This window comes from Amycolatopsis albispora, assembly GCF_003312875.1.
GTDB classification, from domain to species: Bacteria; Actinomycetota; Actinomycetes; order Mycobacteriales; family Pseudonocardiaceae; genus Amycolatopsis; species Amycolatopsis albispora.
Map to the genome: position 1 here is coordinate 7,292,265 of NZ_CP015163.1, position 23,342 is coordinate 7,315,606.

18 protein-coding genes are annotated in these 23,342 nt (G+C 70.3%); 9 read left to right on the top strand and 9 right to left on the bottom strand.

The window, feature by feature from the left end; translation table 11 throughout:
- Window positions 1-29: 29 nt before the first annotated feature.
- The 5 genes from A4R43_RS34680 to A4R43_RS34700 all read right to left on the bottom strand — a co-directional run bounded on the left by A4R43_RS34680 (window position 30) and on the right by A4R43_RS34700 (window position 6,476).
- Entirely contained in the window at window positions 30-977 is a 948-nt protein-coding gene (locus tag A4R43_RS34680) for an alpha/beta fold hydrolase (RefSeq protein WP_113695941.1), read from the bottom strand.
- Window positions 978-1,039: 62 nt separating this feature from the next.
- A complete protein-coding gene (locus tag A4R43_RS34685) occupies window positions 1,040-2,437 on the bottom strand; it encodes an amidase (RefSeq protein ID WP_113695942.1) in 1,398 nt (465 codons plus the stop codon).
- Window positions 2,434-3,777 carry a carboxyl transferase domain-containing protein gene (locus A4R43_RS34690; protein WP_113695943.1) on the bottom strand — a complete coding sequence of 448 codons (1,344 nt, stop codon included), beginning with the start codon at window positions 3,775-3,777 and terminating at the stop codon, window positions 2,434-2,436. The genes A4R43_RS34685 and A4R43_RS34690 overlap by 4 nt, the downstream gene beginning before the upstream one ends.
- Window positions 3,770-5,206 carry an acyl-CoA synthetase gene (locus A4R43_RS34695; protein ID WP_113695944.1) on the bottom strand — a complete coding sequence of 479 codons (1,437 nt, stop codon included), beginning with the start codon at window positions 5,204-5,206 and terminating at the stop codon, window positions 3,770-3,772. Before A4R43_RS34695 ends, A4R43_RS34690 begins: the two co-directional genes overlap by 8 nt.
- A gap of 25 nt (window positions 5,207-5,231) precedes the next feature.
- Window positions 5,232-6,476, bottom strand: coding sequence for an SLC13 family permease (locus tag A4R43_RS34700; protein WP_113695945.1), 1,245 nt, complete (start codon window positions 6,474-6,476; stop codon window positions 5,232-5,234).
- A gap of 955 nt (window positions 6,477-7,431) precedes the next feature.
- Between A4R43_RS34700 and A4R43_RS34705 the strand changes: the two genes are divergently transcribed.
- The 3 genes from A4R43_RS34705 (at window position 7,432) to A4R43_RS34715 (ending at window position 13,114) form a co-directional block, all read left to right on the top strand.
- Window positions 7,432-8,142, top strand: a complete 711-nt coding sequence (locus tag A4R43_RS34705; RefSeq protein ID WP_113695946.1) for a FadR/GntR family transcriptional regulator — start codon at window positions 7,432-7,434, stop codon at window positions 8,140-8,142.
- Window positions 8,143-8,222: 80 nt separating this feature from the next.
- Window positions 8,223-12,689 carry a DUF6531 domain-containing protein gene (locus A4R43_RS34710; protein WP_113695947.1) on the top strand — a complete coding sequence of 1,489 codons (4,467 nt, stop codon included), beginning with the start codon at window positions 8,223-8,225 and terminating at the stop codon, window positions 12,687-12,689.
- Complete coding sequence (locus A4R43_RS34715; protein ID WP_113695948.1) at window positions 12,686-13,114, top strand: hypothetical protein; 429 nt, start codon at window positions 12,686-12,688, stop codon at window positions 13,112-13,114. Before A4R43_RS34710 ends, A4R43_RS34715 begins: the two co-directional genes overlap by 4 nt.
- On the opposite strand, the gene A4R43_RS34720 is transcribed toward A4R43_RS34715, so the two are convergent.
- Window positions 13,115-13,498 (bottom strand): hypothetical protein, encoded by a 384-nt coding sequence (locus tag A4R43_RS34720; protein ID WP_113695949.1) that lies wholly within the window; start codon window positions 13,496-13,498, stop codon window positions 13,115-13,117.
- Between the two features lie 133 nt (window positions 13,499-13,631).
- Here A4R43_RS34720 and tsaB point away from each other — a divergent pair, with 133 nt between their 5' ends.
- The 3 genes from tsaB to tsaD are packed head-to-tail and all read left to right on the top strand — an operon-like array spanning window position 13,632 to window position 15,807.
- The gene (tsaB, locus tag A4R43_RS34725; RefSeq protein WP_113695950.1) at window positions 13,632-14,282 is read left to right on the top strand and encodes a tRNA (adenosine(37)-N6)-threonylcarbamoyltransferase complex dimerization subunit type 1 TsaB; all 651 of its coding nucleotides are present in this window, start codon (window positions 13,632-13,634) and stop codon (window positions 14,280-14,282) included.
- Window positions 14,279-14,758: a ribosomal protein S18-alanine N-acetyltransferase gene (gene rimI / locus A4R43_RS34730; RefSeq protein WP_113695951.1), complete on the top strand. Its 480-nt coding sequence runs from the start codon at window positions 14,279-14,281 to the stop codon at window positions 14,756-14,758. Before tsaB ends, rimI begins: the two co-directional genes overlap by 4 nt.
- A complete protein-coding gene (tsaD, locus tag A4R43_RS34735) occupies window positions 14,758-15,807 on the top strand; it encodes a tRNA (adenosine(37)-N6)-threonylcarbamoyltransferase complex transferase subunit TsaD (RefSeq protein WP_113695952.1) in 1,050 nt (349 codons plus the stop codon). Before rimI ends, tsaD begins: the two co-directional genes overlap by 1 nt.
- A gap of 19 nt (window positions 15,808-15,826) precedes the next feature.
- On the opposite strand, the gene A4R43_RS34740 is transcribed toward tsaD, so the two are convergent.
- Entirely contained in the window at window positions 15,827-17,704 is a 1,878-nt protein-coding gene (locus A4R43_RS34740) for an N-acetylmuramoyl-L-alanine amidase (protein ID WP_113695953.1), read from the bottom strand.
- A gap of 81 nt (window positions 17,705-17,785) precedes the next feature.
- A complete protein-coding gene (locus A4R43_RS34745) occupies window positions 17,786-19,351 on the bottom strand; it encodes an alkaline phosphatase D family protein (protein ID WP_113695954.1) in 1,566 nt (521 codons plus the stop codon).
- A gap of 402 nt (window positions 19,352-19,753) precedes the next feature.
- Here A4R43_RS34745 and groES point away from each other — a divergent pair, with 402 nt between their 5' ends.
- Both groES and groL read left to right on the top strand, forming a co-directional pair.
- Window positions 19,754-20,047, top strand: coding sequence for a co-chaperone GroES (gene groES / locus A4R43_RS34750; protein WP_026360373.1), 294 nt, complete (start codon window positions 19,754-19,756; stop codon window positions 20,045-20,047).
- 98 nt (window positions 20,048-20,145) lie between these two features.
- Complete coding sequence (gene groL / locus A4R43_RS34755; RefSeq protein WP_113695955.1) at window positions 20,146-21,762, top strand: chaperonin GroEL; 1,617 nt, start codon at window positions 20,146-20,148, stop codon at window positions 21,760-21,762.
- Window positions 21,763-21,872: 110 nt separating this feature from the next.
- Here the strand turns inward: groL and A4R43_RS34760 are convergent, their stop codons facing one another.
- Window positions 21,873-22,613 carry an SDR family NAD(P)-dependent oxidoreductase gene (locus A4R43_RS34760; RefSeq protein ID WP_113695956.1) on the bottom strand — a complete coding sequence of 247 codons (741 nt, stop codon included), beginning with the start codon at window positions 22,611-22,613 and terminating at the stop codon, window positions 21,873-21,875.
- Between the two features lie 93 nt (window positions 22,614-22,706).
- Here A4R43_RS34760 and A4R43_RS34765 point away from each other — a divergent pair, with 93 nt between their 5' ends.
- The gene (locus A4R43_RS34765; protein ID WP_113695957.1) at window positions 22,707-23,315 is read left to right on the top strand and encodes a TetR/AcrR family transcriptional regulator; all 609 of its coding nucleotides are present in this window, start codon (window positions 22,707-22,709) and stop codon (window positions 23,313-23,315) included.
- Window positions 23,316-23,342: the final 27 nt, after the last annotated feature.

Genomic DNA, 23,342 nt, shown 5'->3' on the forward strand with positions numbered 1-23,342 from the left:
CTTTTGCGGGCAAAAGCAGGATGCCCAGGTCAGAGGGTGTGCAGGACGGTGTACAGGGTGTCTTCGATGCCCGGCAGGTCCTCGTGGCCGAAGTCGGGGTACTCGCGCAGCGACTTGGTGCCGGTCAGCTTGTTGTAGGCCGCGAACTGGGTCGACGGCGGGCACACCACGTCCTCCAGCGCGACCGTCCAGTCGACCCGCGCCCGCACACGCGGAGCGAGGTGCTGGATGTCGATGTACCCGAGCCGGGTGAAGATTTCCTCGCGGCGCCGGTGCAGCGGGTCACGCTTGCGAAACCAGGTGGTGATCTCCTGGTACGGCGCCTCCCCGAGCGCCATCTCCCAGGCGCGCTGGTAGTCGGACAGGAACGGGAAGATCACCGCGGCCAGTGCGATCCGCGGTTCGAGCGCCGCGCAGGCCAGGCTGAGCCCGCCGCCCTGGCTGCCGCCGGTGACCGCGACGCGATCCGGGTCGACGCCGGGCAGGTCCATCACCGTGCGCGCGAGGCGGACTGTGTCGAGGTACGCGTGCCGCATGTGCAGCTGGTCGGCGCCTTCGTCCAGGCCGCGGAGCAGCTGGGTGCTCACCGTCCAGTCGGTGCCGGTCGCGCCCCAGCCCTGGCCGCGCAGATCCATCGCGGCGACCGTCTGACCGCGCGCGACGTACGGGAGCAGCTCGGTCCAGGGCGTTGACCTGCCGTTATAGCCGTGGAAGAAGAGCACGGCCGAGCCGTCGGCGTCCGCCAGCGGCCGCGCCAGCCTGGCGTGGACGCGCACCCCGCCGACCCCGGTGAATTCCAGGTCCTCGCAGCGGGCGAACGGCGCCGAGAACTCGGCGGGCCTGGTCTCGACCTGCGGTTCGGTCGCGTCCAGCTCGGCGAGCGCCTTCTCCCAGTAGCCGTCGAAATCGGCGGGTCGCGGGTTGGTGCCCTGATAGCTCCGGAGCTGCTCCGGCGACAGGTCGAAATTCAGCGGCATGAAGACGGGCTCCCTCGGCTCAGACGATCACCGCCATCCTAAAAGCCGCCCTGACCTGGGCATCATGCTTTTGCCCGCAAAAGCTTCCGCTGGGTTTCGTGGGCTGCGGCGAGGTGGAGGACGTCCAGGTCGGCGCGGGGTTTGCCGATCAGCTGCACGCCCATCGGCAGGCCGTCGGCGGTGAAGCCGGCCGGCATGCCCAGCACCGGCACGCCCGCCAGCGACCACGGCGCCACCGTCTCCATCCACCGGTGGTACGTGTCCATCTCACGACCCCCGACGGTCTTCGGCCACGGCACGTCCACGTCGAACGGGAACACCTGCGCGCTCGGCGCCAGGATGAAGTCGTAGTCCTCGAAGAACCGCAGCAGCGCCTCCAGCCACCGCGTGCGCTCCAGCGACGCCGGCCCGAGATCGGCCGCCGACAGGCCGAGGCCCTGCTCGAGTTCCCACACCAGCTCCGGCTTCAACTGCGCCCGCAACTCCGGCGCCCGGTAAAGCGACCCGAGGTTCGCCGCGACGTTGAACCCGCGCCAGGTCAGCACGGCCCGCCACACCCGGTCCATCGGGTAGTCCGGCACCGCGGGCACCACCTCGCAGCCGAGCGCGGTGAACCCGGCGAACGCGTCGCGGCACACGTCGAGCACCCCGGGGTCCATCGGCAGGTACCCGTCGAAATCGCCGACCCACGCGATCCGCGTGCCGGCGAAGTCGCGCGGCTCGAACGGCGGCATGAACATCGACGGGTCGTCGCCGAGGCTCAGCGGCGCCCGCGGATCCGGCCCGGCCTGCACCGACAGCAGCGCCGCGACGTCGGCGACCGTCCGTCCCATCGGCCCGGCCGTGTCCAGCTGCGCCACGAACGAGGTCGACGGCACGCGCCCGAGCGACGGCCGGAACCCGTAGATGTTCGTGAACGCCGCCGGATTGCGCAGCGATCCGAGGTAATCGCTGCCGTCGGCCACCGGCAGCATCCGCGCCGCGACCGCCGCCGCGGCGCCTCCACTGCTGCCACCCGGCGTGCGCGACGGATCGAGCGGATTCCGCGTCGGTCCGTAGACCGGGTTGTACGTCTGCGAGCCGAGGCCGAATTCGGGCACGTTCGTCTTGCCGATGACGATCGCGCCCGCGTCCTTCATCCGCCGCACGAAGAGGTCGTCGTGCTGGGCGACCTGCTCGGCGAACACCGGCGACCCGAAGGTCCACGGCAGACCGGCCGCGGCGGAGAGGTCCTTCACGGCCAACGGGAACCCGTGCAGCCAGCCGCGGTGCGGCTCCCGATCCCGCTCGGCGGCCTCCCGCATCAGCTCGTCGCGGTCACGCAACGCGACGATCGCATTGAGCCGCGGGTTGTGCTGCTCGATCTGGTCCAGGTACGCGGCCATCACCTCGGTGCACGACACCTCGCGAAGCCGGATCCGCTCGGCCAGCTCCACCGCGTCGAGTTCGACCAGGTTCATCGGCTGTCCTCCACATGCGGTGCGATGCCTTGCGCGACACCGAGTTCGACCACGTCCTGCGGGCGCAGGCGCAACTGGTTCGCGGTTTCCGGCACCTCGGCCGGGTCGCGCTTGAGGATCAACGCGGCGGCTTCCGGTGAGGTGACCGAGAAATAGCTGTCCGGCGTCATCCAGATCCGGCCCGGTGCGGCGAACGCCAGCGCCCCACCAGAGCCGCCTTCGCCGATCACCAGCGACGTGATCGGCACGCTCGCACTCGCCACCGCGAGGAACAACTCCGCGATCGCGGGACCGGCTCCCGAACGTTCCGCGGCCGCGTCGTTCGCCGCACCCAATGTGTCCACAATGGTCAGAACTGGCAGCTTGAGCCGATCGGCGAGCGAGACCAGCCGGGCCGCGGTGCGGAACCCGGACGGCAGGGTCGGTGTGCCGGCCTGAGCCGCATAGGCGATGGTCTCCCCGTTGCGCCTGCCGAACCCGCAGAGCACCCCGGAATCACGTCCACCACACAGATCCCCGCTGATGTCCGCGCGTTCATCGAAATAGTCGTCCAAATAGGACGATGCTCGCGGCCGTTGTGCCGCACGGGCATTTCGTACGGCTTCCCAGCCGGTTTCGGGGAGTTCGGCGCGACCGAGCGCGTGCGGAACCGGAACCTCCGCGGCGCCCGGTCCGGCAAGCAGGGTCAACCAAGACGCGAGCACGCCGGGCAAATCATCAGGCCCGACAACGGCGTCGACGTGTCCCGATTCGTACTGCGCTTCCGCGGTGTAAGCGCTCGCGTCACCAGGCGGGCGGACGCGTGAACCCGCAAAACCCACCTGTGCCTGCGAAAGCGCGATCGTGACGTCCGCACCGGCGCCCAACGTGGCCCAGCCGCCACCGGTCGCCGGGTCGCGCAGCACCGCGATCTGCGGCAGTCCGGCGGCCCTGGTCAACGCGATCTGGCGGGCGACACGCGGCAACTGGGACAGCGCCCGCATGCCCTCCTGCATCCGGCTTCCGCCGGTCGCGATCAGGAAAACCAGCGGTAGTCGCAGTTCTCGCGCCCGCACAAAGGCGGACTCGACCCGATCGCCGGTTCGCCCGCCCATCGAGCCGCCGAGAAAACCGAACTCGAAGGCGATCAGCACGGCGTCGGTTTCGCCGATCCGGCCACGGCCGCACACCACGGATTCGCTTTCCCCGGTGTGCTTCGAGGCCTTCGCGTGTGCTTCGTCGTAACCCGGCCAACCAATCGGACCGTCCACTTCGGAGTATTCCGCCGGAGCGTGCTCGAATTCGGCGAATCCACTTGCGACGGTCTCGATCACGGCACGGGCCGACAGCCGCTCAGGCACCGAGGGCCCGCTTCATCACCTTGCCCATGTCGTTGCGGGGCAACGATTCCACGAACCTGACCACGCGTGGCCGCTTGTGGGGAGTGAGCAAGCGGGCCACGTGGTCGACAAGTTCCTGTTCCGCCGGCTTCTCGCCGTCTGGCACGATCCACGCAACGATGCGCTCGCCGAGATCGGGATCGGGTTCGCCGGTGACCGCCGCCTCGGCGACCTGGCTGTGCTCCAGCAACGCGTTCTCAATTTCGCCCGCGCCGATCTTGTAGCCACCGCTCTTGATCAGATCGGTGGCCTTGCGGCCGACGATGCGAAGGTAACCGTCGGCGTCGCGGGTGGCCATGTCGCCGGTGCGGAACCAGCCGTCGGCGAACACCTCCGCGGTCGCGTCGGGCCGGTTCAGGTACTCGGTGAACAGGTTCGGCCCGCGCACCTGGATCTCGCCGACCGTTTCGCCGTCGCTGGTCTCGATGACCTGGCCGGACTCATCGACCAGCCGCACCTCCACCCCGCGCAGCGGCACGCCGACCGTGCCCGGCTTGCGCTCGCCGTCCGCGCGCACGCTGGTGTTCATCAGGGTTTCGGTCATGCCGTAGCGCTCGATCACCTGCTGACCGGTGGCCGCGGTGATGCGCTGGTGGTCGTGCACGGGCAGCGCGGCCGAGCCGGAGACGAGCAGCCGCGCGCCACGCAGCGCCGACGCGAGTGCTTCGTTGGTTTCCAGTTCACCGGCGATGCGGTGGTACATGGTCGGCACGCCGAACATCATCGTGCCGCGCCCGGCGAGTTCGGTGGCGAGCGCGGCGGTGGAGAACCTGCCGAGGTGGATCACCGAACCACCGCGCCGCAACGGGCCGAGCATGCCGAGGATCAGGCCGTGCACGTGGAACAGCGGCAGGCCGTGCACCAGCACGTCGTCCGCGGTCCACTGCCACGCGTCCTCCAGGGTGTCCAAAGTGGAGGAAATGGCCCGGCGCGGGAGCACCACGCCCTTCGGTGGCCCGGTGGTGCCGGAGGTGTAGACGATCATCGCCGGTGCCTCGGGACCGGGTTCGGGCAGCGGCTCGACCGGACCGCTGGTCAACTCGATGTCCTTGCGAGGCAAGCCTTCTAGGCCCGCGGGCAGCTTCGCGTCCGCTTCGGCGAGCACCAGCGCGGGCGCGCTGTCGGCGACGATGTGCTCGAGTTCGCGTTCGCCGATCTTGGGATTGATCGGCACCGCGGGCACCCCGGCCAGCAGGGCGGACACCACCGCGACCGTGGTCTCCAGCGTGGAGGTCGCCCACACCGCCACCTTCGCGCCTTCCGGCAGTTCGCGCAGGCTCGTCGCGAGCGTGCCCGCCACGGCGGACAGCTCGGCGTAACTGAGGGCACGGTCGCCGAACCGGACGGCTTCCTTGGCCGAAGCCTCTTCCAGGGCGGGGAACAAACGCACGCGGAACCTCCTCGGTAGTACTGGGTCAGCCCCAGCCGGGCACGATCAGGGCGAGCCACACGGCGGCCGGGACCACCACGACCATGATGCCGCCGTAGACCATCAGCTGCCGGAAGAACGTGTCGCGGTCGACGTTTTTCGCGTTGGCGAGTACGAGCGCGCCGTTGGTGGAGAACGGGCTGACGTCGACCACCGTAGCCGCGACGGCCAGCGCGGCGATCATGCCGATCGGGCCGACCGTGCCCTGGGCGAGGAACGGCACGGCCAGCGGGATGAGCGCGCCCATGATGCCGACGGAGGAGGCGAACGCGGAGACGATCGCGCCGATGTAGCAGAGCAGGAGCGCCGCGAGCAGCGGCACGCCGACGCCGGTGACCGCGTTGCCCGCGTAGTCGATCGTGCCCATTTCCTGCAAAACACCCACGTACGTCAGGACGCCGCAAATGAGCAGAACGGTCGGCCAGGTGATCTCGCCGACGGCCTTGCGACCGGTGTCCGGCCAGCACACGCTGAGCAGCACGGCCAGTGAGATCGCGGTCAGGCCGACGTCGAGGTCGAACACCAGCGCGCCGACGACCAGCGCGGCCAGGCTGACCAGCACGGCGATCCGGGCCGGGTTGAGCTTCGGCACCTCTTCGGTCTCGTCCTCGGCGGTGACCCGGGTGCGGCCGAGCTTGAGCCCGCCGAGCACAACGAACAGGATCGCCGCGATGACCAGGTTGACCGCGAGGCTGGCCAGGAACAGCACGGTTTCGCTGCCGGCCAGGTGCTCGCGGTTGACGATGCTGTTGACGGTGGAGCCGTAGACGCTGATCGGGGAGAAGCCGCCGGCCTGGGCGCCGTGCACTACCAGCGCGCCCATGAGCAGTGGGCTGATCCCGTAGCGGGCGGCGAAGCCGAGCGCGATGGGCGCGACGATGGCGACCGCGGCGGGGCTGACCGCGCCGATCGCGGTGAGCACGGCGGTGACGGCGAACATCACCCACGGGATGAGTGCGAGCCTGCCGCCGACCAGGCGGATCGAGGCGTGTACCAGCCAGTCCGTGGTGCCGGTGGCCCTGGCGATGGCGAACAGGTAGGTGACGCCGACCAGTACCACGAAGAGGTCGCCGGGGAACCCCGAGAAGATGCCGTCGGCATCCATGTCGGCCACCAGCGTGCCGACCCCGAACGCGCCGGCGAAGGCCAGCACCCCCATGTTGATCGATCTGGTGGTGGCGACCACGAAGATCACCACAAGAACGATGATCGAGATCAGCTCGGCGGACATCAGGGCTCCCGTCATTGGTCGCCGCAGTGGCTGAGTGGCCAGTCCACTTGATGGCTAGGTGGCCTAGTGGCTGAGTGGCTAGTCCACTTTGCGGTGCGCCAGATCCCCTGTCAAGAGCCTCGGCAGTCCTCCAGCGCCCAAGCCCCCAAGCGGCGAGTGGCTGACTGGCCAAGCGGCCAAGTGGCTGAGCCCAGACCACTAGACCACTAGACCACTAGACCACTAGACCGCTACGAGACTCCACCACTCCACCACTCCACCACTGCGCGACCGTGCCACTACGCGACCCGCCACCTGCCACTCCGCGCCACTACGCAACCAGGTCACTGCGTAACCAGGCCACTGCGTAACCGGCCACTACGCGGCCCGGCCACCGCGCAATCCGGCCGCTGCGCAACCCGGCCGCTGCGCAACCGGCTACTACGCGACTCGCGCCACTACGCGGCTCCGGCGTTCGATGACTGGCCCCTTCGAGTATCGGCGCCACCCGGTCAACGGCTCTGCTCGATCTCCTGCCTGCCTGGCTCATCTGCCCACCTGCGGCACCTGCCCCCGCCCCCGCCGCCGAGCCGCTGGTCCACCAAGCACTGAGCGGGGGCAGGCGCGCTGGCGGGTGGACTGGCCACTTAGCCACCTTGCCACTTAGCCACCTAGCCACTCAGCCATCCAGCCACTGCGCCGCCGAGTCGCTCGCCCAGTCGCCGAGCATCGAGGCGCCCGGTGCCCGCCGTCCGGCGGCTGGCCGCCTCGCCGTTCGGCGGCTCTGTCATCGTGGTCGCCTAGTCGCCAGATGGTCGGGAATTGAGGCATCTAGGTGTGTGCGGCCCAGCGAGAGCAGTCTCGTCGCTGGGGTGGTCAGCGGGTGGGCGCGTGGTCCGCCGCTTGAGTTCGGTGGGGAAACGGTCACCGGCTGTTAGGCTCGAAGATCCAGGCAACCGTCGCCGGAGGGGAAAAGATGGGGTCCGACGCACTGCGCCCGATGGCGCGGCCACGGCTGTACGAGCAGGTGGTCCAGCGCATCCGGGAGTACGTGGTCGAGTCCGGCCTCGAAGCCGGTGACAAGCTCCCCGCCGAGCGCGAACTGGCCCAGCGGCTCGGCGTCAGCCGGGCATCGGTGAAGCAGGCGATCGTGGTGCTCGACGTGCAGGGCCTGGTCGAGGTACGCCACGGCGGCGGCACCTACCTCACCACCGCCAAGCTGGACCTCGAACCGGTCGAGGAACTCGTCGAGCGCCGCCGGCGGTTGCCGGATGTGCTGGAGGCGCGCGAAGCGATGGAGACCAAGCTCGCCGAGCTGGCCGCCGAGCGGCGCACCAAAGAGGACCTCGACGCGCTCGAGGACGCCCTCCGGTACATGGCCGAAGAAATCGACAACGGCGAACAGGGCATCGAAGGCGACCGGCGCTTCCACGCCGCCATCACCGCGGCCGCGCGCAACCCCATCCTCGCCGAGTTCATGACCTCGATCGCCGAGCAGATCGCCGAGAGCCGCACCGAATCCCTCCACCAGCCCGGCCGGCCGAAACGCTCGCTCGCCCAGCACTACCGCATCTTCGACGGCATCAGCCACGGCGACCCCAAAGCCGCCGCGGCCGCGATGAAGCGGCACCTGCGCACGGTCGCCAAGGTGCGCCTGCTGTCCTGGGACCCGGACGAAGAGGACTGACCGGACATCCGTCCCACGACGGAACCGGACGCACGCCTCCCACCGTCGTACCCTGCAGGTGTCGCTGAAGGGGGCCGCTCATGACCGCTGGCGGGAATCCGCTGGTCGCGCAGGCGCAGTCGCAGACGACGGGGGTCACCGGGATCGGGATCGCCGAGTCGGCGGTGGATCTGGCGAACGGGGTGTCGGACGGTTCGTGGGTGGAGGCCGGGCTGGGGGCGGTCGGTGTTGGTCTTGAGGTGTTGTCGCTGGTCGTGGATCCGATCGGCACGCTGGCCTCGTATGGTGTTTCGTGGTTGATCGAGCATGTGCAGCCGTTGAAGGAGGCGTTGGATTGGCTGGCGGGGGATCCGCCGGTGATCCAGTCGTTCTCGGATACGTGGGCGAATGTGGCGGCCGAGGTCAACGCGATTGCGGGGGATCTGGGTAACGAGGTCACCAACGGTACGGCGGGTTGGCAGGGTGGGGGTGCCGAGGCGTATCGGGGTGCGGCGGCGGAGCAGGCTGATGCTTTGGCGGGTGCGGCGTCGTTGGCGGACGGGATTTCCGCCGGTGTGATGATCATGGGCACGGTCGTGGCGGCGGTGCGTGAGCTGGTTCGTGATCTGGTGGCCGAGTTGGTCGGGAAGTTGATCACGTGGGCGCTGGAGGCGGCGGGCACGCTGGGTTTCGCGACGCCGGTGATCGCGGTGCAGGCGACGACCGCCATTTCGAAGACGATCACGAAGATCAGTGACTTCATTCGCAAGCTGGTCAAGACGATCGGCAACGTGTCGCCGAAGATCCGCAAGATCATCGACAAGCTGGGTGAGATCATCGAGAAGTTGTCGAAGATGTTGCGCAGGGGTGGTAAGCCGGGTGGTGGCACGACGCCGTCGAGCGCGAAGCCGGGTACCACCAAGGCGCCGGACACGACGCCGAATTCGCCGGACACCACCCCGTCGGGCACCGACACCACGCCCAGTGGTGCCGATGCCCCTGGTTCGAAACCGTCGAACGGCACCAGCCCGAGTTCCACCAAACCGGACGGCTCCTCGAGACCCGACGACCCGAACAACACCAAGACCCCCGAGGACCAGCGCCGCTGCGAGAACGACCCCGTCGACGTGGTCACCGGGGAGATGGTGCTGACCAACGTCGACGTCGAACTGGCCGGGGTGCTCCCGCTGGTGCTGCGGCGCACCCACGTGTCCAGCTACCGTGCCGGGCGTTCCTTCGGCCGCTCCTGGGCGTCCACAGTGGACCAGCGGCTCGAGTTCGACGACCAGGGTGTGGTTCTTGCCGCTGAGGACGGCATGCTGCTGGTCTATCCCGTGCCGCCGGTGCGCGGTGAGGTGCTGCCCGAGGTGGGGCCCACCTGGCCGTTGAGCCGGACCGACACCGGTTTCGCCGTGCACCGCCGCGAAACCGGGCTCACGCTGCACTTCGCCGCCGGGGCGACCGGCGTCCGCCCGCTGTCGGCCATCGAGGACCGCAACGGCAATCGGATCGACATCCACCGCGACAGCGCGGGCACGCCCGAAGTGATCAGCCATTCCGGCGGCTACCGCATCGGGGTGCGCAGTGAAGCGGGCCGGATCACCGAACTCAGCCTGCTCGCCGAGGGCGCCGAACCAGTGGTGCTGACCGGTTTCCGGTACCACGACAGCGGCGATCTGGCCGAGGTCGTCAACTCCTCCGGCCGCGCTTTCGGCTTCAGCTACGACCACGCCGGCCGGATCACCCAGTGGACCGACCGCAACGGCGAGTGGTACCGCTACTTCTACGACGCCGACGGCCGCTGCGTCGCCAACCAGGGGTCCGGCGGCTTCCTCAACGGCACCTTCACCTACGACACCGAAAACCGGATCACCCGCTTCACCGACGCGCTGGGCTTCACCACCAGCTACCGGTTCAACGAAGCCAACCAGGTGGTCGAGGAGACCAATCCGCTCGGGCACACCGTGGTCCAGGAATGGGATTCCCGCGACAGGCTGCTCTCGCGCACCGACGCCATCGGCCGGACTTCGCGCTGGGAGTACGACGAGGCGGGCAATCCGACGGTGGTGACCCGTCCGGACGGGACGCAGATCCTCACCAGCTACAACGAGTTCGGCCAGCCCCTGTCGGTGGTGCAGCCCGACGGCGCGGTCTGGGGCTTCGAGTACGACGAGCGCGGCAACCTGAGCGCGGAGACCGATCCCGCGGGTGCGGTCACCCGCTACCAGCACAACGAGCGCGGTCACCGCGTCGCCGTGATCGACGCGCTCGGCCAGGCCCGCCGGATCGACACCGACAACGCGGGCCTGCCGCTGCGGGTCACCGATCCGCTGGGCGCGGTCACGCGGTTCACCCGCGACCAGTTCGGCCGGATCGTCGAACGCGCCGACCCGATGGGTGGCGTGACCAGGTTCGCCTGGACGGTCGAGGGCAGGCTCCGGTCCCGGACGCGGCCCGACGGCAGCACCGAGCACTGGCGCTACGACGGTCAAGGCAGCGAGGTCGAGCACATCGACGCGCTCGGCCAGGTCCGCCGGGTCGAGACCACGCACTTCGACCTGCCCGCCGCCGAGATCGCGCCGGACGGCGGCCGCACCGAGTTCCACTACGACGCCACGCTCCAGCTGGTCTCGGTGACCAATCCGCAGGGCCTGGTCTGGCGGTACGAGTACGACGCGGCCGGGCACCTGCTGTCCGAAACCGACTTCAACGGCCGGGTGCTGCGCTACACGCGGGACGCGGCGGGGCAGCTGGTCGAACGGGTCAACGGCGCCGGTGAGCGCGTGCGCATCACCCGCGATCCGATGGGCAACATCGTGCGCCGTGAAGCGGGCGACGAGGTCACCAGCTTCACCTACGACCCGGCGGGGCGGATCGTCAGCGCGCGGAACCCGGACGCCGAGCTGCGCTACGAACGCGACGCGGCCGGTCGCGTGCTGGCCGAGACGGTCAACGGTGCCACCGTCGCCTCGGCCTACGACCTGCTCGGCCGCCGGACCGCACGCCTGACCCCCACCGGGGCGCGCAGCGAGTGGGCCTACGACGCCGCGGCCCGTCCGGCGCGGCTGCGGACCGGCGGGCACACGATCGCCTTCGGCTACGACCCCGCCGGGCGCGAGGTCGAGCGGCTGCTGGACAGCGGCACGGTGCTGGCCCAGCAGTGGGACGTCAACCAGCGGCTGGTCTCGCAGACGGTGAGCGCGGTCGCGCCGGGCGCCCGCCAGGCCAGGCAGCTCCAGCTCCGCAACTACCGCTACCGGCCGGACGGCCACCTGGTCGCGGTCGAGGACCGCTTCGGCGGTGCCAGGCACTACGACCTGGACCCCGTCGGCCGGGTGCTCGGCGTGGAAGGCGTGGACTGGCGGGAGCGCTACCGGTACGACCGGGTCGGCAACGTCACCGAAGCCGAAGCCCCGGCCGACGCGGAGACCACCGGGCCGCGTGAATACGCGGGCACGCTGGTGCGGTCGGCAGGCCGGGTGAGCTACCGGCACGACCCACAGGGCCGGCTGGTCTGGCGCCGGAAGAAGCACCTGTCGCGGAAGCCGGAAGCCTGGCAGTACCAGTGGAACGCCGACGACCGGCTGGTTTCGGTGGTCACCCCGGACGGGACCCGCTGGCGGTACCTCTACGACCCGCTCGGCAGGCGGATCGCGAAACTCCGGCTGGACGCCGCCGGCGCGGTCGCCGAGCGCGTGGACTTCGCCTGGGACGGCAACGTGCTCGCCGAGCAGGTGCACTCGGCGGGCGCGGCGACCACCTGGGAATACGATCCGGCGAGCTTCCGCCCGCTGACCCAGACCGAGCGCGCCCCGCTCGGCGAAGCCGGTCAGCAGTGGGTGGACCGGCAGTTCTACTCGATCGTCACCGACCTGGTCGGCACGCCGACCGAACTCGTCGACGGGCAGGGCGAACTGGTCTGGCACAGCCGGTCGACGCTGTGGGGTGAGGCCGCCGCGGCCGAGCACCCCGGCACCCCGCTGCGCTTCCCCGGCCAGTACTTCGACGCGGAGACCGGGCTCCACTACAACCAGCACCGGTACTACGACCCAGTGGCCGGGCGGTACGGCAGCGCCGATCCGCTGGGCCTGCTCGGCGGCGCCGCGCCGCACTCCTACGTGCACAACCCGACCGGCTGGACCGACGCGCTCGGCCTGACCGAGTCCAGCGATCTCGAATGGGTCGACGCCAACGACGTGAACTTCTCCCAGCGCACCGTCTCGCCGAACGACTACGCGGAAGCCATGCGCAACGGCGAATGGGACTGGGAACGGTCGCCGCTGCGGGTGATGGAAGTCGACGGGCAGCTGGTCAGCTACGACAACCGGCGGCTGGACGCGGCCCGCGAGGTCGGTGCGCAGGTGGCCATCCAGCGGGTCGACCCCAACGCGCCCGACCCGGCTTCGACCACCGGGCGCACCTGGCAGGAGTCGTTCCAGCGGCGGTTCCGGGACCCGCGCAACCGCGGCCCGAACGGCGAGCCGGTACCGGACACCGGGTTGTCCGAGCGCCCGGGGCCGCCGGGATCCTGTGGTGGCGGCGGACGGCGTGGACGGAGGAGACGATGACCGACGAGCGGCCCTTGCTGGCCGGCCTGTGGCGCGACGAGCAGGTGCCCATCGAGGACGCGTTGTTCCTCGCCGACGGCAGCGCGTACGACCTCCGCCTGGACCCGGACGCGCCCGGCGGGCTGGCCGTCGGCGAGCGGTTCGGCCTGGCGGAGCTGCTGGCCGACGACCCGGACTGGCTGGCGTCCATCCACCCGCTGCGTGAGGTCGCGCTGCCCGACGGCTGGCTGACCAGCGGCGAGGGGTCGCAGGGCGCGGACGGCTTCTTCGCCATGCTCGACGCGGCCCGCGCCCCGCGCTGGGTCGCCTTCCTCACCGACGGCAATCCCTTCACCGAGATCACCGTCGACGGGCGGAAGGCAACCTTCACCTCGACCTCCGGGGTGGTCGTCACGGTCGACATCGACCACCCCGAGCGGGGCTGATCAGCCGACGACGGTCAGCTCCCGGCTGCCCGCGTGCCCACCGCCGCAGCGTTCGCTGACCTGGTAGACGCCCGGCGCCGCGTCCGCGCGCACGGTCGCGGTGCCCCACGACAGCGCCGACGAGCGCACGGCGAACACCGCGACCCCGCCGTTGCCGGTGTACGGCCCGTCCTGGCCGGTCGGCGCGAACGCGGTCGAGCCGACCAGGTTCAGCCCTTCGACACCACAACCGGCGAGCACGCGCACCTGCTCACCCGCCCGCACGATCTCCTTGTCCAGCGTCAGGAAGGCCCCGGTGGTGCTCGCGCTCGCGGTGCCAGCGGCCGCCCCAGCCAGTGCGAGGGTCGCGGTGGAGACGATCAGTGCTCGGCGCAGCGTGGCCATGACTTCCCCTTCGTTCGTGGTTGACCGGATCACCCGTGTTCCCGGTCAACTCTTCACTTGAACCAGACGCGTCCGGCCCGTGCGGGTTGCCTGCGCGACGCCACCGGTCGGGTGAGTCGTAGGCTGGGGAACCGTGTTAGTACTGGCCGTCGACACCTCCACGCCCGCGGTGACCGCCGGGGTCGTCCAGCTCGAACCCGACTCGCTCGCGGTTGCCGCCGAGCGCGTGACGATCGACGCGCGCGCCCACGGCGAACTGCTCACGCCGCACGTGCTCGACGCCGTGCAGGCCGCCGGAGCGAGCCTGCGTGACCTGGGCGCAATCGTTTGCGGTGCCGGTCCGGGCCCGTTCACCGGGCTGCGCGCTGGCATGGCCACCGCCGCCGCGCTCGGGCACGGGCTCGGCATTCCCGTCCACCCGGTGTGCAGCCTGGACGCGATCGCCGCCGAGGTGGTGCACGGGGAGCCGTTCCTCGTGGTGACCGACGCGCGCCGCCGCGAGGTCTACTGGGCCGAGTACGACGCCGACGGCAAGCGCGTGGGCGAGCCCGCCGTGCAGAGCCCCGCCGAATTGGTGACCACGGCCGAGGCGGCCGCCGGCCACTTCGCCGACAAGACCGGCCTGCGGGTCCTGCAGCCGGAGTTTCCGTCGCCGCTCGGCCTGGTCGCGGCCGCGAGTCACGCACTGCGGTCCGGCGCCGAGCCCGCGCCGATGACCCCGCTCTACCTGCGGCGCCCGGACGCCGTCGAACCCGGTGCGCGCAAGCGGGTGACCACGCCGTGACCGTCGAGCTGAAACCGTTGCGCCGCGGTGACATCCGCCGCTGCGTGGAGATCGAGAAGATCCTCTTCCCCGGTGACAGCCCGTGGAGCGCGGCCGCCTTCCGGTCCGAACTGGACTCCGGCGCGTACTACCTCGGCGCCTACGGGGGTGATGAGCTGCTCGGTTATGCGGGACTGGCCGTCGTCGGCCCGCGTGGTGACCACGAGGCGAGCCTGCACACGATCGGGGTCGCGCCGGAACACCAGGGCAAGGGCATCGGCAAGGCGTTGCTGGAAGCCCTGCTGACCAAGGCGGACGAGCTGCGCGCGCCGGTGCTGCTCGAAGTGCGCACGGACAACGAAGTGGCGCTGACGATGTACGAGAAGCACGGCTTCATCAAGCTCGGCGTGCGCAAGCGCTACTACCAGCCGTCCGGCGCGGACGCTTACACGATGGTGCGGCCACCGCTCGGCGTGGCCGCGGAGGAGGCCGGCTGATGGGCGCCCGGATCATCATGGGCATCGAGAGTTCGTGCGACGAGACCGGCGTCGGGCTGGTCCGGCTGCACGACGACGGGACCGTGGAGCTGCTCGCCGACGCGGTGGCGTCGAGCGTCGACCAGCACGCGCGGTTCGGCGGCGTGGTGCCCGAGGTGGCCAGCCGCGCGCACCTGGAAGCGATGGTGCCCACCACCGAGCGCGCCTTCGCCGACGCCGGGCTGAAGATGTCCGATGTGGACGCCATCGCGGTGACCGCCGGGCCCGGCCTGGCCGGTGCGCTGCTGGTCGGGGTGGCCGCGGCGAAGGCCTACTCGGTCGCGCTGGACGTGCCGCTCTACGGCGTCAACCACCTCGCCGGGCACATCGCGGTGGACACCCTGCAGCACGGCCCGTTGCCCAAGCCCTGCCTGGCCCTGCTGGTTTCCGGCGGGCACACGCAGCTGCTGCGGGTGGACGACGTGGCGAGCACCATCGTCGAACTCGGGTCCACTGTGGACGACGCGGCGGGTGAGGCCTACGACAAGGTGGCCAGGGTGCTCGGCCTGCCGTACCCGGGTGGCCCGCCGATCGACAAGGCGGCCAAGGCCGGGAACCCCGCCGCCATCGCGTTCCCGCGCGGCATGACCGGCCCGCGTGACGCGAAGTTCGACTTTTCCTTCTCCGGCTTGAAAACCGCCGTCGCGCGCTGGGTGGAAGGTGCCGAGCGCCGCGGTGAGGAGATCCCGGTCGACGACGTGGCGGCCTCGTTCCAGGAAGCCGTGGCCGACGTGCTGACCGCGAAGGCCGTTCGCGCCGCCAAGGAAGCCGGGATCGGCACGCTGGTCATTTCCGGTGGGGTGGCGGCGAATTCGCGGCTGTCGTCGCTCGCGCGGGAACGGTGTGACAAGGCGGGCATCGAGCTGCGGGTGCCGCGGCCGAGGCTGTGCACCGACAACGGCGCGATGATCGCCGCGCTCGGCGCGCACGTGGTCGCCGCGGGCGCCAAGCCGTCCTCTTTGGACTTCGCGGCCAACCCGGCGCTGCCGGTGGGGACCATCTCGGTCTGAGCCGGTCCCCACCCGGCTGCTAGTTGGGCGCCCAGGAGGGCAGGATCCGGACGTCGTCCGCCTTGACGTAGGCGATCCGGTGGCCGAACTGGACCTGCACGAACTTCGTCTTGCCCCGCACCACCTGGTGGTCGGCCGGGTCGAAGTTGACCGCGTAGTAGTACTCGGAATCCGTGGTCAGGCCCAGCGTGTACCGCTGACCCGCGGGCATGGTGTACGGCAGCGGGACCAGCTCGCGCGGGGTGATGCCCTCCGGATAGGCCTCCGGCTCCGGGTACGCGCCGCCGAAGATCTGCACCGGTCCCGTCTTGGGCGTGACCACCTTGCTCCGCACCGGTTTCGCGGTGGCGTTCGACGGGTTGTGGAACCAGCCCTTCTGGCCGAGGTACCACACCGCGGTCCAGTCGCCCCTGACCTCGGCGACCGCGTACTGCTGGCCGCTGTCCACCCGACTGCCCACATCGGACACGTGCATTGTGGACTGCCCGGTTGCCGGGTGCAGCCCGATGTCCTTGAGCAGCGGTGCGTCCGCCCGCGGTTCCGTGCGCAGGATGACCGAAGTGGACCCGCGCGCGGGGCACAACTTCACGTTCGGCTCGCAGTATTCGAACGCGGGCTTGTTCGTGGCGAAGTCCGGGGCGATGGTCACCGCGCCGGTGTTCGGGCGCCAGTCGGCGGAGCCGGTGTCCGCGCGGTCGATCGGCGCGCCCAGCAGGTCGAAGTAGTGCGTCCAGTCCCAGTACGGGCCCGGATCCCAGTGCATGTCCTTGATCCGGGCCGGGGTCAGGCCGGGCACGTTGTCGTGGCCGATGATGTGGTCGCGGTCCAGCGGGATGTCGTACTTGGCGGCCAGGTAGCGGACCAGTTTCGCCGAGGTCCGGTACATCGCCTCGGTGTACCAGGTGCCCTTCGCGGCGAAGCCCTCGTGCTCCAGGCCGATCGACTTCGCGTTGACGTACCAGTTCCCGGCGTGCCAGGCGACGTCCTTGGTCGGCACGTGCTGGGCGATGTGGCCGTCGGCGGAGCGCAGCGAGTAGTGCCAGCTGACGTAGGTCGGGTCCTGCACCATCTCCAGCACACCGTTCCAGTAGCCCTCGGTGTCGTGGATGACGATGTAGTCGATCTTCTGGCTGTCCGGCCGGTCGGCCTTGTCGTGGTTGCCGTAACCGCCGGGGATTTCCTGGTAGGGGGCCGGGATCCACTCGCAGGAGATCCCTTGTGGACACTCGATCGGCCCGGCCGCGGCCGGTACGCCCTTCGGTGCGGCGGTGGGCGTCGGGGCGAGGCTGATCCGCTGGCCGTCGTCGGTGACCCGTTCGACACCGGAGGCGATGGTGCCGAACACCTCGTCGGCGAACGCGGTGGCCGCCGACGGCTCCTCGCTCCCGCTGTACTTGGCCACCGCCTGGTACCAGTCACCGGTTTCGCGGTGGTAGGCGGCGAGCAGCGCGGCGCCGCCGCGGATGTTCTGCGCGGGGTCGGTGCGCAGCGTGGCCGCGTCCACCCCGGTCAGCTCGGCGGCGGTGTCCAGTGTCTGCAGGGAATCCGGTGGCGGGGCGGGCGGTCCGGCCTCGGGGTGCAGCGGCGGCCGCGACTCGTCCCCGCGCGGGTCCTCGCCGCCCTGGTCGTGGTGGGTGCCCACGCCCGCGGTCCGCAGATCGGTCAGGTGCATCGGGCCGTACCCGGCCGAGGTGCTCGGTGTGCCCGCGTTGGTGTCCCATCGGGACTCGAGGAACGAGACGCCGAGCAGAACGTCCTGCGGTACCCCGAATTCGGCCGCCGCCGCGGCGAAGTCCCGCTGCCGCTGCTGGTCGGCCGGTGCCGCCTGGGCGGCGGGCACGGAAACCGCGCCCGCCGCCAGGAGCAGCACCGCCAGTCTTGCTGCTGTTCGCCGCATCTACCGGCCCCCAGTGCTAGGTGGTTGTGGTGAGCACCTACCTAACACCGCGCGGACCTCGTGAGGAAGAGCCCGTTCGGCTCAGGCCGGGTTGAGCGCGGGCACCCGGTCCTCGACCACGAAGCTGGCCGCCGTGCTGACCGGTGCGTCCGGCTTGGTGACGTAGGGCAGTACGCGGTAGTCGGCGCGCAGCTCGTCCGCGGTGAACTTGGTGCGGATGTACCCGCGGCGGTTGCGGTGGAACTTCACGTGCGGGTTCTCGTCGAGCACGGCCTGGTTCGGGTCGTCGTTGCCGTCGCGGCCGCTGGTGATCGAGGTGGTGACCAGCTCGACGCCGACGCCCTTCGAGTCCGGCTGCCCGTAGGTCTCCTTGACCTCGGCCGCCCAGTGCCGGTGCACGTCACCGGTGAGCACCACGCCGTTGCGCACCGCCGAGTCGCCCATCGCGGCGGCGATGCGGTCGCGGTTGACCTTGTAGCCGTCCCAGGCGTCCATGTTGTACCCCTCGGCCGCGCCGGGGGTGAGGTCGATCTGGGCGAAGAACACCTGCTGGCCGAGCACGTCCCAGCGGGCGCGCGAGGCGTTGAACCCGTCGATGATCCACTTCTCCTGCTCGGCGCCGGTGATCGACCGGGTCGGCGCGAGGCGCTCGGCGCAGTTGGCCTTCACGCCGTCGCCGCACGCCTGGTTGTCGCGGTACTGGCGGGTGTCGAGCATGTGGAAGGTGGCCAGGTCGCCCCAGGCGAGGCGGCGGTAGAGGCGCATGTCGATGCCGTTGGGACGGGCGGTGCGGCGCAGCGGCATGTTCTCGTAGTAGGCCTGGAAGGCGGCCTTGCGGCGGGCGAGGAAGGCTTCGCCGGGGGTCTGCGAGGAGTCCTCCGGGACCTCGTCGGCCCAGTTGTTCTCGGTCTCGTGGTCGTCCCAGACCACCAGCCAGGGCGCGGTCGCGTGCGCGAGCTGCAGGTCCGGGTCGGTCTTGTACTGGCCGTGGCGGAGGCGGTAGTCGGCGAGCTTGACGGTCTCCGGGCCAATCACCTTGCGGACCTCGTTCGCGCCGGCGGCGTACTCGTACTGGTAGTCGCCGAGGTGCAGGATCAGGCCCGGCTCGTCCTGGGCGAGGTGGCGGTAGGCGGTGAAGTAGCCCTGGCCGTAGTGCGAGCAGGAGGCGAAGCACATGGTGAGGTCGCCCAGCTGGCCCGGCGCGGGCGCGGTGCGGGTGCGGCCGACCGGGGAGATCTCGGAGCCGGTGCGGAAGCGGTAGAAGTACTCGGTGCCCGGCGCCAGGCCGTCGGCCTCGACGTGCACGCTGTGCGCCGCCTCCGGGCTCGCCCAGGTGCGGCCGCGGCGGACCAGGTCGGTGAACTTCTCGTCCTTGGCGATCTGCCACTCGACCACCTGGCCGCGGGCGGGCATGCCGCCGAGGCCGTCCTCGGCGAGCGGGTTGCGGGCGAGGCGGGTCCAGAGCACGACGCTGTCGGTGCAGGGGTCGCCGGACGCGACGCCGAGGGTGAACACCTCACCGGGGGCGGCGGCGAGGCCCGCGCCGGCGGAGGCGGAGGCGCGGGCGAGTCCGGAAGCGCCCAGAGCGGCCAGGCCGAGCGCGCCGGCGCCGCCGAGCAGGACGGAACGCCGGGAAGGGGTGCTCATCGACACGAGAACTCCTCAACAAAGTGGTGGGACCGGCTGTCGCCCTCGATCGCACTTCGCGGGCGAAGAACGGGACAACCGTCCGGGGTGACCACTCCGTGAATTCCTTTCGCTTTCGTGCGGTGTTGAACACGCATCCGGTCGCCTGGGGCAGGCCGCGGTGGGTCCAGGAGCGAGAAGAACCGCCGAAGGGCGACGCGCGGAACAAAGGCGCCGGTCAGTGCCGTTGTACGGGGTGCGGCCCGGCGTCAAGCGGACCCTCCTTGCGCGACTAGCACTCACCTGGCTAGAGTGCTAATTGCACGGCACCGCACACGCCCCGGCACCCGCGACGGCGGGGTGGTAGGAGTCGTAAACCTTCAAACCTGCCAACGCTTTCTCTCGACCGTGGAGGTCAACCCGGTGAGCGTGAACATCAAACCGCTCGAGGACAAGATCGTTGTCCAGACGAGTGAGGCCGAGGAGACCACGGCTTCCGGTCTGGTCATCCCCGACACCGCCAAGGAAAAGCCCCAGGAGGGCAAGGTTCTGGCCGTTGGCCCGGGCCGCATCGACGACAAGGGCAACCGCGTCCCGGTGGACGTCAAGGAAGGCGACGTCGTCATCTACTCCAAGTACGGCGGTACCGAGGTCAAGTACAACGGCGAGGACTACCTGATCCTCTCCGCCCGCGACGTGCTGGCCGTCATCAACTGACGTCCGCTCTGCAGCGCATGACGCCCCGGGGCCCCGATAACCGGGGAGCCGGGGCGTCCGTGCGTGCCAACCACTTGGAAAGGTAAGCGGAAAACGCTATGCCCAAGCAGATCAGTTTCGACGAGGACGCTCGTCGCGCGCTGGAGCGCGGGGTGAACAAGCTCGCCGACGCGGTGAAGGTCACCCTCGGCCCGCGCGGCAGGCACGTCGTCCTGGACAAGAAGTTCGGCGGACCGACCATCACCCTGGACGGCGTCACCGTCGCCCGCGAGATCGAGCTGGACGACCCGTTCGAGAACCTGGGCGCCCAGCTGGCGAAGAACGTCGCCACCAAGACCAACGACGTCGCCGGCGACGGCACCACCACGGCCACCGTGCTGGCGCAGTCCCTGGTGAAGGTCGGCCTGCGCAACGTGGCCGCCGGCGCCAACCCGACCGCGGTCGGCCGCGGCATCGAGGCCGCCGCGGAGAAGGTCGTCGAGGTCCTCAAGGCCAAGGCGACCCCGGTGAAGGGCCGCGACAACATCGCGCAGGTCGGCACCGTGACCTCGCGTGACGCCACCATCGGCGCCCTGCTCGGCGAGGCCGTGGAGCGGGTCGGCGAGGACGGCGTGATCACCATCGAGGAGTCCTCGACGCTGGCCACCGAGCTGGTGATCACCGAAGGCGTGCAGTTCGACAAGGGCTTCCTGTCGGCGCACTTCGCCACCAACCCCGAGGAGCAGCGCGCGATCCTCGAGGACGCCTACATCCTGATCCACCGCGAGAAGATCTCCGCGCTGGCGGACCTGCTCCCGGTGCTGGAGAAGGTCGTCGAGGCCAAGAAGCCGCTGCTGATCATCGCCGAGGACGTCGACGGCGAGGCGCTGTCCACCCTGGTGGTCAACTCGCTGCGCAAGACCATCACCGCGGTCGCGGTGAAGGCGCCGTTCTTCGGCGACCGCCGCAAGGCCTTCCTGGACGACCTCGCCACCGTCACCGGTGCGCAGGTCATCTCCGCCGAGGTGGGCCTGAAGCTGTCCGAGGCCGACCTGAGCGCGCTGGGCAAGGCCCGCCGCGTCGAGGTCACCAAGGACAACACCACCATCGTCGACGGCGCGGGCACCAAGGCCGACCTCGACGCGCGGATTGCCCAGATCCGCAAGGAGATCGAGACCACCGACTCCGACTGGGACCGCGAGAAGCTGCAGGAGCGGCTCGCGAAGCTCGGCGGCGGCGTCGCGGTGATCAAGGTCGGCGCGGCCACCGAGACCGAGCTGAACGAGCGCAAGCACCGCATCGAGGACGCGGTGGCGTCGACGAAGGCGGCCGTCGAGGAGGGCATCCTGCCCGGCGGTGGCTCGGCGCTGGTGCACGCGGTCAAGGAGCTCGACGGCGACCTGGGCCTGTCCGGCGACGAGGCGACCGGCGTCCGCATCGTGCGCGACGCGCTCACCGCGCCGCTGCACTGGATCGCCACCAACGCCGGCTTCGAGGGCGCGGTCATCGTGTCCAAGGTGCAGGAGCAGAGCTGGGGCCAGGGCTTCAACGCGGCCACCGGCGAGCTGACCGACCTGCTCGCGGCCGGCATCGTGGACCCGGTCAAGGTCACCCGCTCCGCGGTGGCCAACGCCGCCTCCATCGCCCGGCTGGTGCTCACCACGGAAAGCTCCGTGGTCGAGAAGCCCGCCGAGGAGGACGACGAGGCCGGTCAGGGCCACGGGCACGCGCACTAGAAGCAGCACAGCAGTACCGAGAAGGGGCGGCATCCCACGCGGATGCCGCCCCTTCCTTTTGTCCCTTTTGGCCCAGTTCTGCTTTTGCGGGCAAAAGACGGATCCGCAGGTCAGGCGTTGGTTCCGGAGTCGATGGTGACCGCCGAGCCGGTCAGGAAGCGGCCCGCGTCCCCGGCCAGGTGGGCCACCGTGGCGGCGATGTCCCCGGCCTTCATGAACTCGCCGTAGGCCGAGACTTCCCGCTGCCCGCCGGCGTGCTCGCCGTCCGCCGGGTTCATGTCGGTGTCGGTCGAGCCGGGCTGCACCAGCACCGCCGCGATGTCCCGCGGGCCGAGGTCCCGCGCGAGGCCCCTGGTCAGCCCCAGCAGCGCGGACTTGCTCGCCGAGTACAGGCTCAGCCCCGGCCACGGCACGCGCTCCGCCAGGTTGCTGCCGATGGTCAGGATCCGCCCGCCCTCGCCCATGTGCCTCAGCGCGGCCTGCGTCGCCACGAAGACCGCCCGCACGTGGATGGCGAAGGTGCGGTCGATCTGCTCGACGGTGACCTCTTCAATGGACGCGGTCGGGAAGATGCCCGCGTTGTTCACCAGGATGTCCAGCCCGCCGAGCGCTTCGGCGGCCTGGTCGACGGCGGCGGTCAGCGCGGCCGGGTCGGCGCTGTCGGCCTGGATGGCGAGGCTCTTGCGGCCGAGGCCCTCGATCGCCGTGGCCACGGAAGCCGCCCGGTCCGCCGCGCTGGTGTAGGTCAGCGCCACGTTCGCGCCCTCGGCCGCCAGCCGCGTGGCGATCGCCGCGCCGATGCCCCGGCTGCCGCCGGTGACCAGTGCCGTCCGCCCGTCCAGTGTGCTCATGCCCGCTCCTATTCTGTATCGGTCGTTAAATAAAAGCCGGGCGTACGATGGGGCGTCAAGGGTTTTTGTATCGCTTGTTACAGAAGGTGGGGCATGTCACCTCGTGGCCGTCCGCGCGCGTTCGACCGTGACGCCGCGCTCCGCGAAGCCATGTACGTGTTCTGGCGGCGCGGGTACGAGGGCGCCTCGATCGGCGACCTGACCAGCGCGATGGGCATCAACTCACCCAGCCTGTACGCGGCCTTCGGGTGCAAGGAGGCGCTGTTCCGAGAGGCCGTCGAGCTGTACGGCCGCACCTACGGCGGGCTGACCGCCAATGCGCTGGCCGAGGAGCCGACCGCGCGCGAGTCGATCGAGCGCATGCTGCGGGACAACGTGCGCGGGTACACCGAGCCGGACCTGCCGTCGGGCTGCATGGTGGTGCACGCGGCGACCAACTTCGCGGTGGCCAACCAGGGCGTGCACGACTTCCTGGTCGAGCAGCGCCGCGACAACCACCGGTCCATCTTGGACCGGGTCCGCCGTGGACAGTCCGAAGGCGACGTGAGCGCGGAAGCGGATGCCGACACCATGGCGCTGTTCTACGAAACCGTCCTTTATGGACTTTCCGTGCAGGCGCGCGACGGTGTCGGGCAGGAGGAGCTCAAGTCCGTTGTGGACTCCGCGATGCTGGTGTGGCCGGCCTTCGCCGGCCGGACATGACGAAGGCGCCTCCCCGGGGCGGGAGGC